At 41.5% G+C, this 17,745-nt stretch carries 14 protein-coding genes and 2 pseudogenes; 12 read left to right on the forward strand and 4 right to left on the reverse strand.

Features of this window, described 5'->3' with window-relative positions:
• Nucleotides 1-559: 559 nt before the first annotated feature.
• The 6 genes and pseudogenes from MMY81_RS07530 to MMY81_RS07555 all read left to right on the forward strand — a co-directional run bounded on the left by MMY81_RS07530 (nucleotide 560) and on the right by MMY81_RS07555 (nucleotide 7,021).
• Complete coding sequence (locus MMY81_RS07530; RefSeq protein WP_252312305.1) at nucleotides 560-1,564, forward strand: Bug family tripartite tricarboxylate transporter substrate binding protein; 1,005 nt, start codon at nucleotides 560-562, stop codon at nucleotides 1,562-1,564.
• A 28-nt stretch (nucleotides 1,565-1,592) separates the two neighbouring features.
• Nucleotides 1,593-1,829 (forward strand): hypothetical protein, encoded by a 237-nt coding sequence (locus MMY81_RS07535; RefSeq protein WP_252312306.1) that lies wholly within the window; start codon nucleotides 1,593-1,595, stop codon nucleotides 1,827-1,829.
• Nucleotides 1,830-2,095: 266 nt separating this feature from the next.
• A pseudogene (locus tag MMY81_RS07540) lies at nucleotides 2,096-3,543 on the forward strand (tripartite tricarboxylate transporter permease).
• A gap of 31 nt (nucleotides 3,544-3,574) precedes the next feature.
• Entirely contained in the window at nucleotides 3,575-4,246 is a 672-nt protein-coding gene (locus tag MMY81_RS07545; RefSeq protein WP_252312307.1) for a GntR family transcriptional regulator, read from the forward strand.
• Complete coding sequence (locus MMY81_RS07550; protein ID WP_252312308.1) at nucleotides 4,243-5,565, forward strand: MmgE/PrpD family protein; 1,323 nt, start codon at nucleotides 4,243-4,245, stop codon at nucleotides 5,563-5,565. Before MMY81_RS07545 ends, MMY81_RS07550 begins: the two co-directional genes overlap by 4 nt.
• Before the next feature lie 61 nt (nucleotides 5,566-5,626).
• The gene (locus MMY81_RS07555; protein WP_252312309.1) at nucleotides 5,627-7,021 is read left to right on the forward strand and encodes an SLC13 family permease; all 1,395 of its coding nucleotides are present in this window, start codon (nucleotides 5,627-5,629) and stop codon (nucleotides 7,019-7,021) included.
• 304 nt (nucleotides 7,022-7,325) lie between these two features.
• Here the strand turns inward: MMY81_RS07555 and MMY81_RS07560 are convergent, their stop codons facing one another.
• A complete protein-coding gene (locus MMY81_RS07560) occupies nucleotides 7,326-7,607 on the reverse strand; it encodes a hypothetical protein (protein ID WP_252312310.1) in 282 nt (93 codons plus the stop codon).
• A 150-nt stretch (nucleotides 7,608-7,757) separates the two neighbouring features.
• Between MMY81_RS07560 and MMY81_RS07565 the strand changes: the two genes are divergently transcribed.
• The 5 genes and pseudogenes from MMY81_RS07565 (at nucleotide 7,758) to MMY81_RS07585 (ending at nucleotide 11,750) form a co-directional block, all read left to right on the forward strand.
• Complete coding sequence (locus MMY81_RS07565) at nucleotides 7,758-8,243, forward strand: glutathione peroxidase (RefSeq protein ID WP_120192074.1); 486 nt, start codon at nucleotides 7,758-7,760, stop codon at nucleotides 8,241-8,243.
• Between the two features lie 149 nt (nucleotides 8,244-8,392).
• Entirely contained in the window at nucleotides 8,393-8,635 is a 243-nt protein-coding gene (locus MMY81_RS07570; protein ID WP_252312311.1) for a hypothetical protein, read from the forward strand.
• A gap of 140 nt (nucleotides 8,636-8,775) precedes the next feature.
• Nucleotides 8,776-9,934 (forward strand): annotated as a pseudogene (locus tag MMY81_RS07575) (cation:dicarboxylate symporter family transporter).
• A gap of 128 nt (nucleotides 9,935-10,062) precedes the next feature.
• Nucleotides 10,063-10,848, forward strand: a complete 786-nt coding sequence (locus MMY81_RS07580) for a carbon-nitrogen family hydrolase (protein ID WP_252312312.1) — start codon at nucleotides 10,063-10,065, stop codon at nucleotides 10,846-10,848.
• Between the two features lie 128 nt (nucleotides 10,849-10,976).
• Nucleotides 10,977-11,750: a putative hydro-lyase gene (locus MMY81_RS07585; protein WP_252312313.1), complete on the forward strand. Its 774-nt coding sequence runs from the start codon at nucleotides 10,977-10,979 to the stop codon at nucleotides 11,748-11,750.
• Nucleotides 11,751-11,772: 22 nt separating this feature from the next.
• Here the strand turns inward: MMY81_RS07585 and MMY81_RS07590 are convergent, their stop codons facing one another.
• Complete coding sequence (locus MMY81_RS07590; protein ID WP_252312314.1) at nucleotides 11,773-12,870, reverse strand: DNA alkylation repair protein; 1,098 nt, start codon at nucleotides 12,868-12,870, stop codon at nucleotides 11,773-11,775.
• Nucleotides 12,871-12,999: 129 nt separating this feature from the next.
• Between MMY81_RS07590 and MMY81_RS07595 the strand changes: the two genes are divergently transcribed.
• Complete coding sequence (locus MMY81_RS07595) at nucleotides 13,000-14,325, forward strand: globin-coupled sensor protein (RefSeq protein ID WP_252312315.1); 1,326 nt, start codon at nucleotides 13,000-13,002, stop codon at nucleotides 14,323-14,325.
• 19 nt (nucleotides 14,326-14,344) lie between these two features.
• Here MMY81_RS07595 and MMY81_RS07600 read toward each other — a convergent pair whose 3' ends face one another.
• Both MMY81_RS07600 and MMY81_RS07605 read right to left on the reverse strand, forming a co-directional pair.
• Nucleotides 14,345-15,943, reverse strand: a complete 1,599-nt coding sequence (locus MMY81_RS07600; protein ID WP_252312316.1) for a histidine kinase N-terminal 7TM domain-containing diguanylate cyclase — start codon at nucleotides 15,941-15,943, stop codon at nucleotides 14,345-14,347.
• Nucleotides 15,944-16,092: 149 nt separating this feature from the next.
• Complete coding sequence (locus MMY81_RS07605; protein WP_252312317.1) at nucleotides 16,093-17,685, reverse strand: histidine kinase N-terminal 7TM domain-containing diguanylate cyclase; 1,593 nt, start codon at nucleotides 17,683-17,685, stop codon at nucleotides 16,093-16,095.
• Between the last annotated feature and the right edge of the window lie 60 nt (nucleotides 17,686-17,745).

Genomic DNA, 17,745 nt, shown 5'->3' on the forward strand with positions numbered 1-17,745 from the left:
CTTCCACTACATGAAAAGAACCCCGCCTCCCTTGTAAAAAGGAGGCGGGGTTCTTCATTTATTTCTTCATGGCATGACAATCCTATTTTGGGACAGTCCTTTTTATGCAGACTGTTAAAATATAAATACATCATATCTATATATAAACTAGTACAAATAATAATGTTTTATAAAGATGATGCCTTAAATAAAGAGGAAAACGATTTTTCTATCAATGTTCTATAGAAGTTATCTTAGTTTGTTTTCTGGGTTTACACAAATGCGTAAAATATTTTATGTTTTTCTGAATTAAGTTAAAAATAAACTTTAAAAACATAATAATTCTTATTAATTTCCCTTCGTGATTTAAGCGTAGAGTGTTTATGAAATAAAAGCAATTTTTATAAATGGTATACAATGCATAATATTATGATTAGTATATTTTAGAAATATTAAATTAAATTTATGTTAAATCAAGGTATATAAAGTTTTTTAACATTATTCATTGACAAAATAAATAATATAATAGATAATTCAAAACAAATGGTATACCATTTAATATTTTTCGGAGGGTGATTTTATGAAAAGTTGGAAAGCTATTACATCTTTTACTTGTGTTACAGCTAGTTTGCTTACGTTAGCTGCATGCGGCGGCCAGTCAGAGGAATCTGGTTCTGCGGAGGAAGCAGACTTTCCGGAAGAAGATATAACGATTGTGGTACATACTAGTGCCGGCGGACCAACTGATTTAATGGCCCGAGAATTAGGAAGCGCTGTAGAAACCATCATTGATCAGAATGTAGTTATTGAAAATTTACCGGGAGGTAGTGGAGCAACTCAAATGAGTGAAATAGCTTCTGCCGAGAATAATGGATATACATTGGGTACTATGACACCGTCGCAAATGGGACTGTTAAATGGAACGTTGGCAGATCAATATTCATTAGAAGATTTTTCCTGGATTACTAGAACTCAAATTGATCCCTATATTATTGCTGTACATGAAGACAGTGAATTTGAAACACTGGAAGATTTAGTGAGTTATGCGGAAGAAAACCCAAATGATTTAAATGTTGGAGGTTACGGTGGAACTGGTTCAGGGCATAACATTGCTTTTAATATCTTTTCTGAAAGCGCTAACATAGAGACGAATTGGACGGCATATGAAAGTACAGGAGATGCTGTCACGGCTTTATTAGGCCAGCATGTGGATGTAATAAATTCTAATCCGGGTGAAGTAAGTCAATATGTAGAGAGTGGTGAAGTGCGAATATTAGGAGTCATGGCTGAAGAAGAACTTGCTGAAATGCCGGATGTGCCTACTTACGAAGAAGCCGGATATGATGTAGATACCGACTGGTCACAGTTCCGTGGTATTTATGCTCCAGCGGATGTACCAGACGATGTAAAAGAAAATTTGAGTGAATTATTTATTGAAGCGATGGAAACAGAGGAGTACCAAGAATACATGACTAATGCGCAAATGCAGGAAGGCTCTATGACAAATCAGGAATATGATGAATTTATTCAAAATCAAGATGAGTTGACGAGTGATTGGTATGAGCGTTTAGGCGTGAATGAATAATGGCAGAAGTGTTTAAAAGGAGACAATAATGATAAAAATAAATTTATACCTTGGAGAAGTAGTTATAGGCCTGGGAATTTCTCTATTATCAGGCTGGTTTATTTTCAACTCCATATTACTGCCTATTAGATGGGATGGCGGCAATGTTGGAGCTGGTGCCTTTCCACTGGTTATCTCATCATTATGCTTTATATTAGCTTTATGTTTGACGATTTTTAGTTTAATACAAGTATTAAAGAAAAGAATCCATGTAATAGAATTTTAATAAATTACCAAGAATTGTTGGCGCTATGGCTAGCTTTATACTATTTATTATTTTAATGCCGTTAATTGGGTTTTATATAACTGCTTTACTTTTAATACCCGTACTTTTAGTTATTTCCAGCGAAAATCAATGGAAGAGAATAGTGTTATCACTGGAGGGTTTATATACTCTTTTTCTTGGGTGGGGTTTGACCTGATGTTAGGCGTACCATTGCCATAGGGAGGCAAAATATGATTGAAAATCTAATGATGGGATTTTCACAATTAATGAGTTGGGAATTAGTATTTGTTATTTTAATTGGCACGTTAGTAGGTTATTTTATAGGTTCTTTACCTGGATTAACGCCCAGTATTGGTATTGCATTACTTATCCCATTTACTTTTACAATGGATCCTATACCGGGATTGATCTTGCTGATTACTTTATATGTAGCTGCGGAATATGGTGGAGGAATCACTGCTATCCTACTAAATGCTCCTGGTACACCTGCTGCTGCAGCAACTGCATTTGATGGCTACCCTCTGACTGAAAAAGGCGAAGCGGGAAAAGCTCTCACCGTATCTATCGTTGCTTCAGCCATAGGAGCTGTGATTAGTGCTGTGCTGCTTATCATTACAGCTGTCCCTATGGCAAACATGGCTCTGCAGTTCGGTCCGGCAGAATATTTTGCTCTAGCCATTTTCGGATTAAGTTTAGTGAGCAGCCTTGGCCAGGGTTCCATTTTAAAAAGTTTCATTGCCATGTTGTTTGGTTTAATGATTATTACAGTAGGTATTGATCCTATTCAAGGGGTACCAAGGTTCGCTGTAACAAATGATTTACTTGGAGGAGTTCCTTTTCTTCCTGCATTAATAGGTTTGTTTGCTTTATCTGAAGTGTTTTATATGATTGAAAAAAAGGAGGATAGTACGAAAGAAATTAAGAAAGTAAAAGGATTTGAAGGATCCTGGACGGCTCTTAAAAAAATAAAGATGACTTTATTGCTTCGTGCTCCTATTTTAGGTTATGTGATTGGAGTTATCCCTGGAGCAGGAGCAACGATTGCTTCCTTAATCAGCTATAACGAAGCAAAAAGAGTATCAAAAGACAAAAGTTCTTTTGGAAAGGTAACCCAGAAGGAATCGCAGCATCAGAAGGTGCTAATAACGCTGCAGTACCTGGATCTTTAGCTCCTTTATTAGCTTTAGGTATACCAGGTTCAGCTAGTGCAGCCATTCTAATTGGAGCCTTAACCATACAAGGATTGGAACCTGGACCAATGCTATTTACGGATAATCCAGAAATTCCTTATGCTATATTTGCTTCGCTTTTAATCACAGCGCCAATTATGCTCATTTTTGGACTTCTTGGAGTAAATCTTTGGGTGCGTGTTACATTAATACCGAAGCATGTGTTAGCCGTTATTGTAGGAGGCATTTGTATTTTAGGGGCTTTCGCTTATAGTAATTCAATGTATCCGGTTTGGGTTATGCTGATTTTTGGAGTGATAGGATATTTTTTTAGAAAAATTAATATTCCAACGACTCCTATCGTGCTAGCAATGGTATTAGGATTTTTAATGGAAGTAAACTTTCGCAGAGCTATGGTGGTATCCGGAGGAGATATTGGGTTTATTTTTTCCCGTCCCATTTCTATAGTGCTTTTAGCACTAGCTGCCATTAGTTTATTAGTACCTATTATTCAAGGCGTAATAAAAAAGAAAAACCTCACTTAACATTTATTATGTATCACGAAGGAGAAACAATATGAAATCTACCGATTCATCAGAAAAGCACTCCACTGTATTTGATTCTCTTTGGAGGGCAATTATATCCGGGGAAATAGCTCCTGGAGAAATGTTGACAGAAAGAGATCTTGCTCATTCATTAGGGGTAAGCCGGACTCCTATTAGAGAAGCATTACGGAAGCTGGAAAAATATGGCCTGGTTCAACACGAACGGAATAAAGGAGTCCGAGTTATATCTGTTACTACAGATTCGGTTAAACAATTATATGAAGTTCGGGAATTATTAGAGGGCCTCGGGGCAAGTACGTTAGCTAAAAAAGCGACTCAAGAAGATATTCAAGTTTTAGAAATGCTTTTGCATCAAGCAGAAGAAGCAGCCGAAGAAAATGATATTGGTAAGTTGTCTGAAATTAATTCTACTTTTCATCTGGAGTTAGCGAGAAGATCGAACAACCAATATTTAGTTAATATTATGGAAACTCTTCAGTCACACATCAGTTTGGTTATGTCCAAATCTTTATCCCAGCGAGGCAGACCAATAAAAAATATAGCTGAGCATTGGATGATAGTCGATGCTATTAAGCAAGGGGATCCTGAATTAGCTAAATCAATTACGTGCTATCATGTGCGAAAAGCGATGACGAAAGCAATAGAAGAAGTTTCTATAAAAAAAAATGGAGGAATAATATGATAACAAAAAATTTGGTAGATAATGTACTTAAAACGAAATTAGATGATATTCCTGGAGAAGTAAAATTACATGGGCAAAAAAGTTTACTGAATTGGCTGGGAGTGGCGATAGGAGCGGCCAACCATCCTTCTGTAGATATTGTGCTGAGTTTGAAAGAAGAATTAGACTGGAGCGAGGATATTACAGTTCTTGGCCGTAAAGAAAAAAGTGATATGCTGACGGCAGCTTTAATTAATGGTATGTCCTCTCACATTTTTGATTTTGATGACACTCACTTGGATACGATTCATCATCCAAGTGGCCCTGTAGCTCCCGTAGTATTCGCATTGGGAGAAAAATACGACGTAGCCCCTGATAAATTACTATTAGGATTTATATTGGGATGTGAAGCAGAACTAAGAATTAGTAACGCTGTTTATCCGAGCCATTATGACTTAGGTTGGCATATTACTAGTACGGCCGGAGTATTTGGTGCAACTATAGCTGCAGCCGTTATATTGGATATGAACGAAGAAGAATTGCTGAATGGATTAGGATTAGCTGGAACTCAGGCCAGCGGGTTAAGAGAAATGTTTGGCACAATGACCAAGCCATTTCATCCTGGTAAGGCGGCTCAAAATGGTCTTTTATCAGCGCTTCTAGCCAGAAAAGGTTTTACAAGTTCAAAACAAGTACTGGAAGCAAAAAGAGGATTCGCAAACGTTTTGGCCCCGGAACATGATTTAGAAAAAGTAAATGTTGATTGGGGGAGTCAGTGGGAGCTTCTGAAAAACAGTTTTAAACCATATGCCTGCGGGATTGTGCTTCATCCTTCCATTGACAGTTGTATTGAATTAAATAAAAAAGCTTCACCAGACGAGGTTGTAAAAGTAGAAATCACAGTAAATCCTTATGTTTTGGAACTGACAGGAAAAAAAGAACCAAAAACAGGTTTGGAAGGTAAATTTAGTATTTATCACTCTGCTGCTGTAGGTTACTTATATGGAGAAGCAGGAGAAAAACAATATTCTGATGATATAGTAAATTCTAAAGACGTAACTGAATTTAGAAAGAAAATACATCCAGTAGTAAATAATAATTTTAAGGAAGACGAGGCTCATACTAAATTAACATTAAAAGATGGAACAGTATATGAATACACAGTTAAACACGCAACTGGCAGTATCGATAATCCAATGAAAGATGAAGATATAAAACTAAAATTCACTTCATTAGCCGAACCAGTTATAGGGTCTGAAAAAACAAAAAGTTTAATCGACGCTATATACAATTGGAGTGACTTAAAAACGTTTGATCAAATTTTAGTACACACAACATAAAAACGAAGAGCAGCAGCCACATTAGGCTGCTGCTCTAATTTTGAAATAAGGAGGAAGATTCATGTTTAAATTGATTACTTTACTGTCATGTTTTCTTATCTTAATAGGAATTAATCAATTTGAAATGAGTTACCAAGCTGCTCCTTATCCACTAACGACGGCCTGTATATTTTTATTAGGAATAAGCCTGTGGTTTTTTAATGTGATGCCTGCTCCTATAACAGGAATTATCGTAATGATATTGTTTTCAGTTTTTGATATTCTTACGTTTGAAGAAGCTGTTTCAGGATTAGGAGAACCAGTTATTTGGTTAGTCGTATCAGTACTTTTTTTAGGAGCAGCTGTAGAAAATATAAATCTGGATCAAAGAATTGCTTATAAAACATTAGCGTTATTCGGAAAAAATGAAAAAAATATTGTTTTTGTTTTTATATTGTTGGGCTATTTTTTAACTTTTTTAATACCTAACTCTATGGCAAGGTTATCGATGCTTTTACCAATATCTCAAAGTGTAATTGGAAAAATACGAACAAAAGATAAAGAGAACTTTTGTAAAATATTGATACTATCTATAACATTTGTGCCTTATATAACTACTGTAGCTATTATGACTGGGGCAAGCGGCTCCATATATGCAGTCGGTTTATTCGAAGCTTCTTTGGATTACCAATGGAGCTATCTTTACTGGCTACTTGTTATCACACCTATTACACTGAGTTCGTTATTGGTACTTTGGATAGCTCTATTTTTCTGGTTTCCCATTAAAAATACAGATACGACAAAAATTTATATCTTTAAAGAAAAATTAAACGAAATGGGAAAAGCCACTCTTAAAGAAAAGAAATTAACAATAATTTATATATTTTTAATTATAGGTTGGATTACAAGTCAATGGCATCATTTTTCAATTTCATTAATTTCTCTTATAGCTATGGTGGTCCTCTTTCTTCCAGGCGTGGATATAATTAAATGGGAAGAAGCAAGAAAAAAAGTTGATTGGGGCATTCCTCTTCTTTTTGCAGCAGGTCTTTCTATTGCATTGGCTTTCGAATCAGGAGGAGTAATTGATTTAGTAGCGCAATATATAGTATATCCTATGGAAAATGTTAAACCGTTCCTTTTATCTTTATGTATTATGGTAGTTACTGTTTTCATACGCATTGGTTTTACGAACTTTAATTCAATGGTTGCTTCAACTATGCCTATTATATTAACGCTGGGTACAGTCAGTGATGTGAATCCCATATGGTTGGGAATGATTTATTTAATGGCCAGTAGTACTTCTTTTCTAATTCCTACTCAAGCTATAGGAAGTATGACTACTTATTCTTTAGGATATTACTCCAGTCAAGATTATTTAAAAGTTGGCTTTCCTTTAACAATAGCTATTGTAATGGTAACTTTATTTGCAGCATTTTATTATTGGCCGCATATTGGTCTATCTATATATGAATAAGCAGGAAATAAATAAGAATTATATTTATTATTTAAGTTGATTTCTAAAATGTATCTTAAGAAACAAGCAAAATCGAAGTTATATAAAAATCTATCTGAAAACATAAAATTACCAGACGGCGACTCAGGCAGACCAGCCATCGGTGAAGATAAAGAGGTTGTTCTTTTCCTCTTTAGCTGAGGCATGGCCTGCCGAAAGCGTCCGTCTGGAGAATTCTCTGCAGCTACTGCTAATCAATTAAGCTATGGGGAAGGATTATAAATATAACCATATGTGCTAGGAAATAGTTTCCAATAAATTCTGCTTACGATTGATTAGCCCGTTCGTTACGGGAGGAATACAAGCCGGGATTTCCTGGGCTGACGATGGCAGCGACGACGCGGTCATGATCTGCATCTACATCCTGCAGGGAATAAATTTCCTGAATGATCTGCGCAGGTGTCTGCCGGAAGGACGTTTCGATCATCCAGCAGGAGCTTGTCAGCTCTCTTGACTTATAAGAGGTGCGTATATAGTTTTCAATTGCGCCGAAGTCACGCTGGCGGCCGGTTATAGCAAGTTCATAATTAACGATCATAAAACTCATGGCGTATTACTCTCCCTTTTTCTAAATGTACTTGTTCAGTGTACCAAATCACAACACCAGGGCAGAAAGCGGGACGCTCTCCGTAAAGCTTGATTCATTGCGGTTGCCCTGAAAGTTAATTATAGTAAATAAAGAAAGGAGAGGATAAAGATGAGTGTACATGATTTTACGGTGAAAACACCTAAAGAAGAAGAGAAGGCATTAGCTGACTATAAAGGACAGGTGATGCTTATCGTAAACACGGCCACTAAATGCGGGCTGGCTCCACAGTTTGACGGGCTTGAAGCGCTTCATAAAGAGTATAAAGAAGAGGGGCTCGCGGTAGTAGGGTTTCCGTCAAATGACTTTTTAAACCAGGAGCCTGTAGAAAATGAAGCAATGGAGGAAACGTGTAAAGTGAACTTCGGAGTAACGTTTCCCTTGTTTGCCAAAGTAAAAGTGAACGGGCCGGATGCACATCCCCTGTATAAATACTTAAAGAAAGAAGAAGGCGGCATGTTTGGTTCTTCTATTAAATGGAACTTCACGAAGTTTCTCGTAGATCAGGAGGGAAATGTGGTTTCCCGGTACGGACCAAAAACAGAACCGAAAGATATGGAAGACGATATCCGCAGACTTCTTAAAAAAGACGAGTAAAGCCGGTGCGGCCCCTGCAGGGCCGTTTTTTTACAGTTTTATGTTTATAAGACGAATTATTTGCGGAGCCATTTGTTTTATATCATAATAATAACCATTCCGATTTAATAGAAAAGGTGGTGACAGGCAGGTAGACCCTGCCGCTGTATATGCCGGAAAATGACATTAAGACTTTTTTTAAATTTCATCCTATAGAAAAACAGCGCTATTCGTTTGTGCTCGACAATAAGCTGCATATGATTGACAGCGATTTTATGATAGACGTTATTCTGGGTTCCTCCGAACAAGAGCAGGAAGAAGTAATGAGTATGCTGCAGCACATTGGCAATGATCAGCAGACCATTCACGATATGCTCAAGCATTTTGCCGTAGTATACGTCAAATATCAATAAAAAAAACAAACATAGAATCTCACAAGAAGAAAATGTCTTTCTCTTTATGACAAATTGGCGAAAGTGATTGTTTGTTTATGGAATATCGGTAGAATGAGAGGGGTGCATGAAGAGTTTAACGCAGTTATTGGAGGATACATATGAAATTAATTATTCGTTTGCTTGCCGGAATTGCTGCCGGTGTCCTTATAGGCCTTGCAGCTAACGAAACTATCGTACGTCTGATGGTTACTATAAAAGAAATTATTGGAACGTTTATCTTTTTTATGGTTCCTTTAATTATTTTATTTTTCATTACAGCAGGGATTGCTTCTCTTGGGAAAGGGGCAGGGCGTATACTCGGCACAACAGTCGGGGCAGCTTACGCTTCTACTATCCTTGCAGGTACCTTTGCATTAAGTATAGTGATTTTTGTGCTTCCCGCTTTGGGACTTACAGGCGGGGAGGCAGCACAGCCTTCAGAAATGGAAGGCTTCATTGATTTCACAATTGCGCCGGTATTTGATGTACTGACGGCTCTCATACTGGCCTTCGTATTTGGTATTGGAATTGCAGCGACAGGATCCAGGAAGCTGCTGGGCTTTTTTACAGAAGGACAGTCCATTGTGGAACTGTCTATCCGGAAAGTTATTATCCCGCTGCTTCCCTTTTATATAGCAGGCGTGTTTGCTGAAATGAGCTATGAGGGTACCGTCGTTCAGACGCTCGGCGTGTTTGGAATTGTTCTCCTATTGGCGGTGGGAATGCATATAGCCTGGCTTCTTATCCAATACAGCATTGCTGGAGCCATGAGCCGGACCAATCCTTTTGTGCTGTTAAAAACGATGCTTCCCGCGTATTTCACGGCGTTAGGAACGATGAGCAGCGCCGCTACCATTCCGGTGACGCTAGCCTCTGTCAAAAAGACAAAGGCGCGGCATGCAGTAGCAAACTTTGTCGTTCCACTTTGTGCCAACATTCATTTATCAGGAAGCATGATTACGATAGTAACAGCCGCTACGGCCGTTATGTACGTGTATCCTGGTCTCGCTTTTCCAGGCTTTCTTGCAATGATACCCGTTATCATGACGCTCGGCGTGATGATGGTGGCAGCCCCCGGAGTTCCGGGAGGCAGTAGTCGCGGCAGTCGGAGTATTATCGGCGATGCTTGGTTTTGACGAAGGAGCCGTAGCTCTGATGATTGCCATTTATCTCGCCCAGGACAGCTTTGGAACAGCCGCCAATGTAACCGGAGACGGCGCTATCACAATGATGATTAACTCATTGAAAAGCAGCAGAAGTAATACCGAGAAGGAATAGAAAGCAGGGCCCATCAGGCTCTGCTTTTTTTATAGAGAAGTATCTATTGGTGAGATTCAGTTTTACGTTGGAATGGAAAGGGGTATATTTAAAGCAGACAGCAGGATGTAAAACAAAGGAGAATTTATATGAATATTGCAGTGTTTCAAATGAATATTATTCCCGGAGAACCTGCGAGGAATAGAGAAAAGGTGAAGGCATGGTTTGAACGAAATGCCGGACCTTCGGTAGATATTATTGTACTTCCGGAAATGTGGACGACTGCCTATGCATTGGAGGAGCTTGATCAGCTGGCAGAGCCGCCTGACGGTCCCAGCGTTTCTTTTCTCAAAGAGCTGGCAGTAAAGTATGATGTCCATCTCATTGGCGGATCGATAGCGGTTAAAGAAGAGGGGAAGATTTTTAACAGGGCCGTGATCATTGACAGAAAAGGAACCGTTGTTTACGAATACGATAAAATTCATCTCGTCCCTATGCTTGACGAACCAAAGTACTTGAACGGTGGAACCAGCAGCGTACAGGCGTTTGAACTGGACGGTGTTAAAATGGGCGTGGTGATATGCTACGATCTGCGTTTTCCGGAAATTATCCGGGATCTGGCTCTTCAGGGAATCCAGGTTTTATTTATTCCGGCGGAGTGGCCGGAAGCACGTGCGGCCCACTGGGAAACGCTTAGTGTAGCCCGGGCTGTCGAAAATCAAATGTACGTGGTTACCTGTAACCGTATCGGCTCCTACAACGGAACTACGTTTGCCGGGCGTTCTATGTTTATAGAGCCATTTGGAGGTGTACTTTCCAAGGGGACTCCGGATGAAGAAGAAGTCCTGCAGAATACACTGGATCTGGAAAGCGTCAAACGGGTAAGAGAAGAAGTTCCTATTTTTAAGAGCAGAGTGCCTGGCTTGTATAAGTAATAGAAGAGCCCTCTCAGGGCAGCCTTGAGTGGGCTTTTCCAGCTGCCGGATGTAATCATGTTTATTCCGGAAAACTATGAAAGCTGGTTCAATACGACACCGGCTGAGTAAGAAGGAGGTAACCAACAATGACACCGGCAGAAAAAGCACGGCAGCAGATAAGAATCCAGGAGCATACCGGACCGACAGCGGGTATGGCTTCTGACTATACCCAGACGAATGTAGTGATACTTCCGGAAAAAGAGGCAGCGGCCTTTCGGGAGTTCGCCCGCTTGAATCCCAAGTCCTGTCCTGTGCTGGAGGAAATTCCCGCTGGAGAATGGATTTCCTCCCTGGCAGCAGGCTCTGATATCCGCAGTGATGTACCGAAGTACCGCGTTTATATAAACGGGGAATACGCAGAACAGCACACCGATATAACAGATTTATGGGAAGCGGATTTTGTAACGTTTCTCATAGGCTGCAGTTTTACCTTTGAAGCCGCTCTTATTGAAGCGTCGGTGCCCATCCGGCATATGGAGGAGCACTGCAATGTTCCGATGTATAAAACATCTGTACCGACAGAAGAATCTCTTCTTTTTCAAGGGAAGATGGTCGTCAGCATGAGGTCGATTCCGGCAGCACTCGTAGAAACGGCAGAGCGTATTACTTCGTATTATCCTGATGTCCATGGTGCTCCCGTTCATATTGGAAGTCCGGCAGATCTCGGCATTGTGGATTTGCAGCACCCGGATTATGGGGATCCGGTAACGATCCATCCGGGAGAAATACCTGTATTCTGGGCCTGCGGGGTAACTCCGCAGAATGCCTTGCTTGAAGCAAAGCTTGCACTTGCCATTACCCATGAACCGGGCCACATGTTTATTACAGATCAGCCTCACGCAGCTTATAAGAAAACATAAATAAAAAGAGCCTTTTCCTGCTTTAAGGAAGAGGCTCTTTTAGTGTATCGATCAGTTCAAAATCAACAGCGTTTTTTTCTTCACCGTTGATCAAAATGGCAAGCGTGTGCTGACCCGGATAATGGATCCGGGTCGTTAGCTGCCGGAAGGATAACTGTTTGGTAAACCGTCTTGATGTAATAGGTGCCATATCGGTTTCTGTGACGTGGAACACCTTTCGTGTCCGGCGGCCGCTGCTTTTTACGTAGTCGACGGCGAATTCTACCCGCACTTTGGTTTCCTGTTCAGCCGACACGACAAATGAAAATTCGGCACTGTCCCCTATAGACAGGCGGCGGGGAACGAAGGTGAGCTCAGACACGCTTGTGCTTCCGGGATAAAAACCAAACAAAGCTAGTATCCGGGGATCCCCTTTTTTCAAAAGGGACCGCGAGGCATGTTTGACGATCCAGCCGGTGCGTCCCCCTTTTTCTTTCCAGCGGGTCACCGTTTCGATAAATAAATCGGGATGGGTTTTAGATATATCATTTAAATGATTGGCTACGCTTTTCTGTACATAGTTGGAAGGATCCTGAGCCAGCTCTTCGAGTATTGGCAGAGTAAGATCCGGGTTGTTTTTTAAGGCTGGGACTCCTTCTCCCCAGGGCAGGCGCGGGCGGCTGCCTTCACTCGCGAGCCGGCGGACGTGCTCATCCGAGCTTTTTGCCCAGACCGTCATTCGTTCGAGCGTGCCGGAGAGGTCTTGTTTTAAAAAAGGCCGAATCGCAAATTCAGAACTGGAATAGCGTGTATAAGTTTCCAGCGCCTGCAGGGAACGCTCCTGGTGATCAAGGCCGAAACGTGCGACAAATTCAGGAAACACAATACCTTCAAGTCCTCCAAATGAAGGAGCGGCTTTATCGAGTACTGCAATTGCTGCCGGGTAATCATCAGGAAGCACCCGCTGCATGGATTCGGCAATTCTCGCAGCCCGCTGTTTAAACTCCAGCTGCTCCCAATCGTTTCCGTACACCGCGTTCTGAAAATCTGTCACAGAAACGGCAGTAGAGAAAGTAGAAAGCGTCCGGCCGAGCCGTTCAATATATTCAGGACTGTAAATGCCTTTTATACTGTCTGCCATATAAACCTCCCGTACAAAGAATAGTGAAAAATGAAGCATCTAACTAATATAGATAAATTATTCCGTTGTTTTACCGATAATAAAGAAAAGGCCTGATACTATATTATACGTGATAAAGGAGACTATCAAATGGCATTTCAAACGAAAACACGCTGGCTGAGGTCAGGAAAAAAAGAAACCGCGGCCGCCTCTGTTTATCAAGGGCAGGGAAAACTGTCCATCCCACCGGGCAGCGACATGAACCGTCAGCTGCACATTATTAATTTAAACGAAGCAGATCTTACCGTAGTGAAGTCTCTCCAACCCCTGATTGAAAAAAATATAGAATGGATTACCGAACAGTTTTACGGCAACATTACGAAACAGCCGAATCTATTAGCGATTATAGAACAGCACAGTCACGTGGAACGTCTGAAAACGACGCTCAAAACACATATTGTGGAGTTGTTTAACGGAACGATTGATGATGCTTTTCTGGTAAAAAGAAAACGAATTGCCCATGCCCATGTCCGTATCGGGCTGGAAACAAAGTGGTATATGTCTGCGTTTCAGGATCTGCTGAACTCTTTGGCAAAAATAGCCCAGGATCATATTGAAAACAGGGAAGACCTCACGCAGGCAGTTCTAATTATAAGCAAGCTTATTAATTTTGAACAGCAGATAGTTCTTGAAGCCTATGAAGAGGAAAACGAACGGATCCGCCTGGCTGATCAGGTGGTAAAAGATACGTTTATTGAACGGGTCAGCGAAACCTCTCAAGAATTGTCCGCCATCTCAGAGGAAACGAGTGCTTCTATTAAACAAACAACCATCCAGTCGGAAAATATTCTGTGTCTCGCCCAGCAGGGATCGGAGCTTGCCGATAAGTCAGAATCGTTTTCTGCCAGCGGAAAACTCCAGGTCGAGCAGCAAAGTGAGAATATGGCATTTATTAAACAAAGCATGGATACTATCCTGCAGGACTCAAAAGAACTGCAGGTAATATCCCGGCAGATTAATGAGGTAATCGATATCGTTCAGGATATAGCGGTAAAAACAAACCTGCTGGCGCTGAATGCAGCTATTGAAGCCTCCCGGGCCGGCGAACATGGCAGAGGATTTTCCGTCGTGGCCGATGAAATACGGGCTCTTTCCACCCAGACCAAACACTCCACGTCCACCGTATCCGACCTGATTGCCAAAACGAACAGCCAGGTGAAAAATGTTTCCGCTTCTGTTGATAAAGTTAATGTTCTCGTCCAGGACGGCACAGAAGGTATGGTGGAAACAGATCGTTATTTCGCGGAGATTCTAGCAGCCATGAAAGAATCGAAGGGACAAAATGAGAAGATCGAAATGGAGCTGGGAACATTTGCAGCAGTCATGAAAGAAATAGAACATGCTATGGGAGAGGTTGCGGGATCCGCAGAGGGACTCAGTCGCATCCGGGAAGAATTTGAACAAAAACAGCACTGAAAAAAACGGAACCTCTTATTTAAAAGAGGTTCCGTTTTTTTTCGGGCTCGGGCCGGCGGGAGGAAGCAAGCTGCAGGTTGGACTGCACGCAGTTACGTCCGCGGCTTTTTGCTTTATACAGCGCCTTGTCTGCCTGCTCTGCTACGGGACAGAGCGGTGGCGGATAGAAGCCGGCTGAAGTATACGTGGAAGCTACGCCGAAGCTGGAAGTGACGGTAATGCTCTGGTCATCGATAGTAATAGAAGAAGCAGCAATTTTCTGGCGCAGGTTTTCGGCAATTTTGAATGCTTGTTTCATCGGGACATCCGGAAGGCAGATAATGAATTCTTCTCCGCCGTACCGGCCGATAATATCAGATGAGCGCAAATTGTCTCTGGCAGTCAGCGCTACGTTTCGGAGCGCACGGTCGCCTGCCTCATGGCCGAACGTATCATTGACCTGCTTGAAGTAATCAATATCAAACATAATCATGCTGATATAACCGCCTTTGCGGCTCAATGCTTTGTTTGCATTATTTGCCTGCTCAATAAACGCCGCTTTATTAAGAAGCATTGTTAGAGAATCAATGGTCGCAAGCTCCTTAAGTTCTTTTTCGATTTCAACCCGGGTGGTAACGTCCATCAGCGTAATGATTTTGCCGATATCGGTATTATTTCTATCATAAATCAAAGAGAAGCGGGGCTGGAAATGATAAGAAGTATTCTCTGTTTCCCATGTGAAATCTTCTTCTTTTTCCTGATAAATGATTTTAAGAAATTCCGGCTGGCCGGCTAGCACTTTATCCGCCGGCAGCCCGATGGCACTTTGATTTAGTACCGGCAGCAGCTTCTGCATAGGGCGGGTATAATCGATAATCATGTCCTGTTTATTCAGAACGATTACCGGCTCTTTCATATTTTCAAATACGCGATCCCTGGCAATAGGTGCCACGAGAAAAAAAGGAAACATGATAAGGGCAGTTCCATGAAACAAAAAGGAAACAGCCAGAAAAACCGGGGCTAAATCGAGACCGGCCGGCTGCAGATTATACGCATGCAGAATACCGGAAAGAATCGGAATACAGATGCCGGCAGCCATCAATAGGGTCGGGACTCTGTACCTTGGCGACACACTCTGCAGCTGATGCAGCAAAATCAGGACGCTGGAGAGCAGACAGAAGAAAACGAAAAAGGCGTGAATATAGTACCATGGGCCCGGAACTAAGTTTAGTACGGGGAACGGCCCGCTGTTTTCAAACGAAACAGAAGAATAAAAGTAAGTGTGCAGGTGGCTTGTCTGCTGCATTAAGGTTGTCACAACAGGGAGTGCGCACAACAGCTGAAACAGCCAGGATGGTATTTTTAGTCCGACATAGCGGACGCACATGAGTAAAATGAAAAGCGGAATAAACGGAATGAATAAGTATTCCACATTCAGCCAGAATCTTATGTTTTCAAAAGAAGAGGCAGATAAACGAAACATATGAGAAAAGGAGTACAAGGCCGTAGCGAGCGCCGCTAGAATAAAATAAAATCCGCCGGGAGAGCTTCTAATTTTAAACACGGCGAATAAACTGAGCATCAGGCTGAGCAAGCCGCTGAAGACAACAGCGCTCATATAAATGTTTAATTCTCCCATCGTTACGACCCCTTTCTGCAGATAGTTCAGCTCTAAATTTTATATAGAACTATATACAGTATAAATGATCTATATAACGAATGGTATGGTTATTCATATAAGAATAGTTAAAAGAAGGGAAAAAAACTAAAAATTAATAAACCAGCCATTTATGTGTAGTTGTCTGCCCCTGCCGGCTGTGGCAGGGAAGGCTGATAGACGCGTACACAGTTGCGCCCTTCCCTCTTGGCTTCATACAAAGCAAGATCTGCTTTTTTGATTCCTTCACGGAGCTCTGCAGCAGGATCGGAATGGGAATCAAGAAGCATATGGGCAACGCCGAAACTGGACGTTACCTGAATAGGCGCCGTTTCGGAAATGATTTTATGGTCTGCAATAATCAGGCGGAGCCGATTGGCAATATCGACCGCTTCTCTATTTGAAGTGCCGGGAAGGCACAGGATAAATTCTTCTCCTCCATAGCGGCCGGCAATATCCGTTGTACGCAGGTGTTTTTTAGTGATCCGGGCGATACTTGTCAATACCTCATCGCCGGTATCATGACCATACGTGTCATTAACCTGTTTAAAATAATCGATATCAAACAATATGAGCGATGCCTGTCCGGAAGAGGACAAAGGCAGACCGAGATTGTGTTCGGCTTCTTCCATAAAGTATGTTCTGTTATACATCTGAGTAAGGCCGTCCGTTCGGGCTAAATGCTTTAACGTCTCCTCCATGGCTACTCTCTCGGTGATATTCAAAAAAGTAATAACTGTACCGGCATGCCGGTTATTTTTGCTGTAGATAGGAGAAAAATGAACATGGAAATAAGTGAGCTGTTCTTTTATCTGAAGAGATACGTCACATTCTTCTCCTTTTTTCACAGCGGCAATAAGGTTATCGTGTTTTTGTAAAACGTCAGTAATGGAATCTCCAATAATGGAAGCTGGAATATTCAGGCAGAGACGGGTAAAGGACGTATTATAGTCAATAATAATATCATTGGCGTTGAGGACGAGAACTCCCTGTTCGATACTCTCAAATACAATATCTCTTGCGATAGGCGCCACATCGAACATCCGCAGCGAGGTAAGTGCGAGTGCATGAAACACAAATGAAAGACTCATAAAAATAGGCACGAGATCAATACTAGCCGGTCCTACATCCGCTGCATTCAGCAGGCCGCCGATACTCGGCACAAAAAGGCCGACAATCATTAAATAGGTCTGCTTTCGAAACGGTTTAACTAAAGTGCGCAGCTGATTGAGCAGAAGCAAGATGCTAATAAAAACGCAGCTGTAAAAAAACACGGTGTGCAGCAGATAAAAAGGCCCGTGCTGCAGATAAACGACGGAAAACGGATTGTTAACGAGAACGCCCATAGAGGTATAGTATAAATAATGCAGTTCATTCGTATTCTGCATTACTATAGTAATCACTGGAATAATTAGAAGAAAGCCGCACATCCACATGCGTATTTTGTATCCGCAGTATTCTACAGCCATAAGAAGAATAAATACCGGCAGCAGCGGCAGGGCGAGGTATTCAATGCGCAGCCAAAAGCGCATGGCTTCATAAGTAACGCTGTAAATCTCCAGGGCATAAGCGAAAGTGAACAATGCACTCAGGGCAGTAACGATAATGTAAAAGCGACCACCCGGAGCGTGCCTGAACCGTGCTAAACCATAAATAGATAAAAACGTACTTAACACGGATGCAAGGCAGACAATGACGAAATAGATAATAACGGTGGAGGTCATGCTTTTTTCTCCTTATACGTAATAGATTGGTTATATTAAGTATATAGAGAGGACATTCGT

The sequence above is a fragment of the Sinobaca sp. H24 genome (genome assembly GCF_023845525.1).

Excerpts from the sequence above, each read along its gene's own strand:
- MMY81_RS07530 (WP_252312305.1), top strand. The coding sequence starts at position 560 with ATGAAAAGTTGGAAAGCTATTACATCTTTTACTTGTGTTACAGCTAGT.
- MMY81_RS07535 (WP_252312306.1), top strand. The coding sequence starts at position 1,593 with ATGATAAAAATAAATTTATACCTTGGAGAAGTAGTTATAGGCCTGGGA.
- MMY81_RS07545 (WP_252312307.1), top strand. The coding sequence starts at position 3,575 with ATGAAATCTACCGATTCATCAGAAAAGCACTCCACTGTATTTGATTCT.
- MMY81_RS07550 (WP_252312308.1), top strand. The coding sequence starts at position 4,243 with ATGATAACAAAAAATTTGGTAGATAATGTACTTAAAACGAAATTAGAT.
- MMY81_RS07555 (WP_252312309.1), top strand. The coding sequence starts at position 5,627 with ATGTTTAAATTGATTACTTTACTGTCATGTTTTCTTATCTTAATAGGA.
- MMY81_RS07560 (WP_252312310.1), bottom strand. The coding sequence starts at position 7,607 with ATGAGTTTTATGATCGTTAATTATGAACTTGCTATAACCGGCCGCCAG.
- MMY81_RS07565 (WP_120192074.1), top strand. The coding sequence starts at position 7,758 with ATGAGTGTACATGATTTTACGGTGAAAACACCTAAAGAAGAAGAGAAG.
- MMY81_RS07570 (WP_252312311.1), top strand. The coding sequence starts at position 8,393 with ATGCCGGAAAATGACATTAAGACTTTTTTTAAATTTCATCCTATAGAA.
- MMY81_RS07580 (WP_252312312.1), top strand. The coding sequence starts at position 10,063 with ATGAATATTGCAGTGTTTCAAATGAATATTATTCCCGGAGAACCTGCG.
- MMY81_RS07585 (WP_252312313.1), top strand. The coding sequence starts at position 10,977 with ATGACACCGGCAGAAAAAGCACGGCAGCAGATAAGAATCCAGGAGCAT.
- MMY81_RS07590 (WP_252312314.1), bottom strand. The coding sequence starts at position 12,870 with ATGGCAGACAGTATAAAAGGCATTTACAGTCCTGAATATATTGAACGG.
- MMY81_RS07595 (WP_252312315.1), top strand. The coding sequence starts at position 13,000 with ATGGCATTTCAAACGAAAACACGCTGGCTGAGGTCAGGAAAAAAAGAA.
- MMY81_RS07600 (WP_252312316.1), bottom strand. The coding sequence starts at position 15,943 with ATGGGAGAATTAAACATTTATATGAGCGCTGTTGTCTTCAGCGGCTTG.
- MMY81_RS07605 (WP_252312317.1), bottom strand. The coding sequence starts at position 17,685 with ATGACCTCCACCGTTATTATCTATTTCGTCATTGTCTGCCTTGCATCC.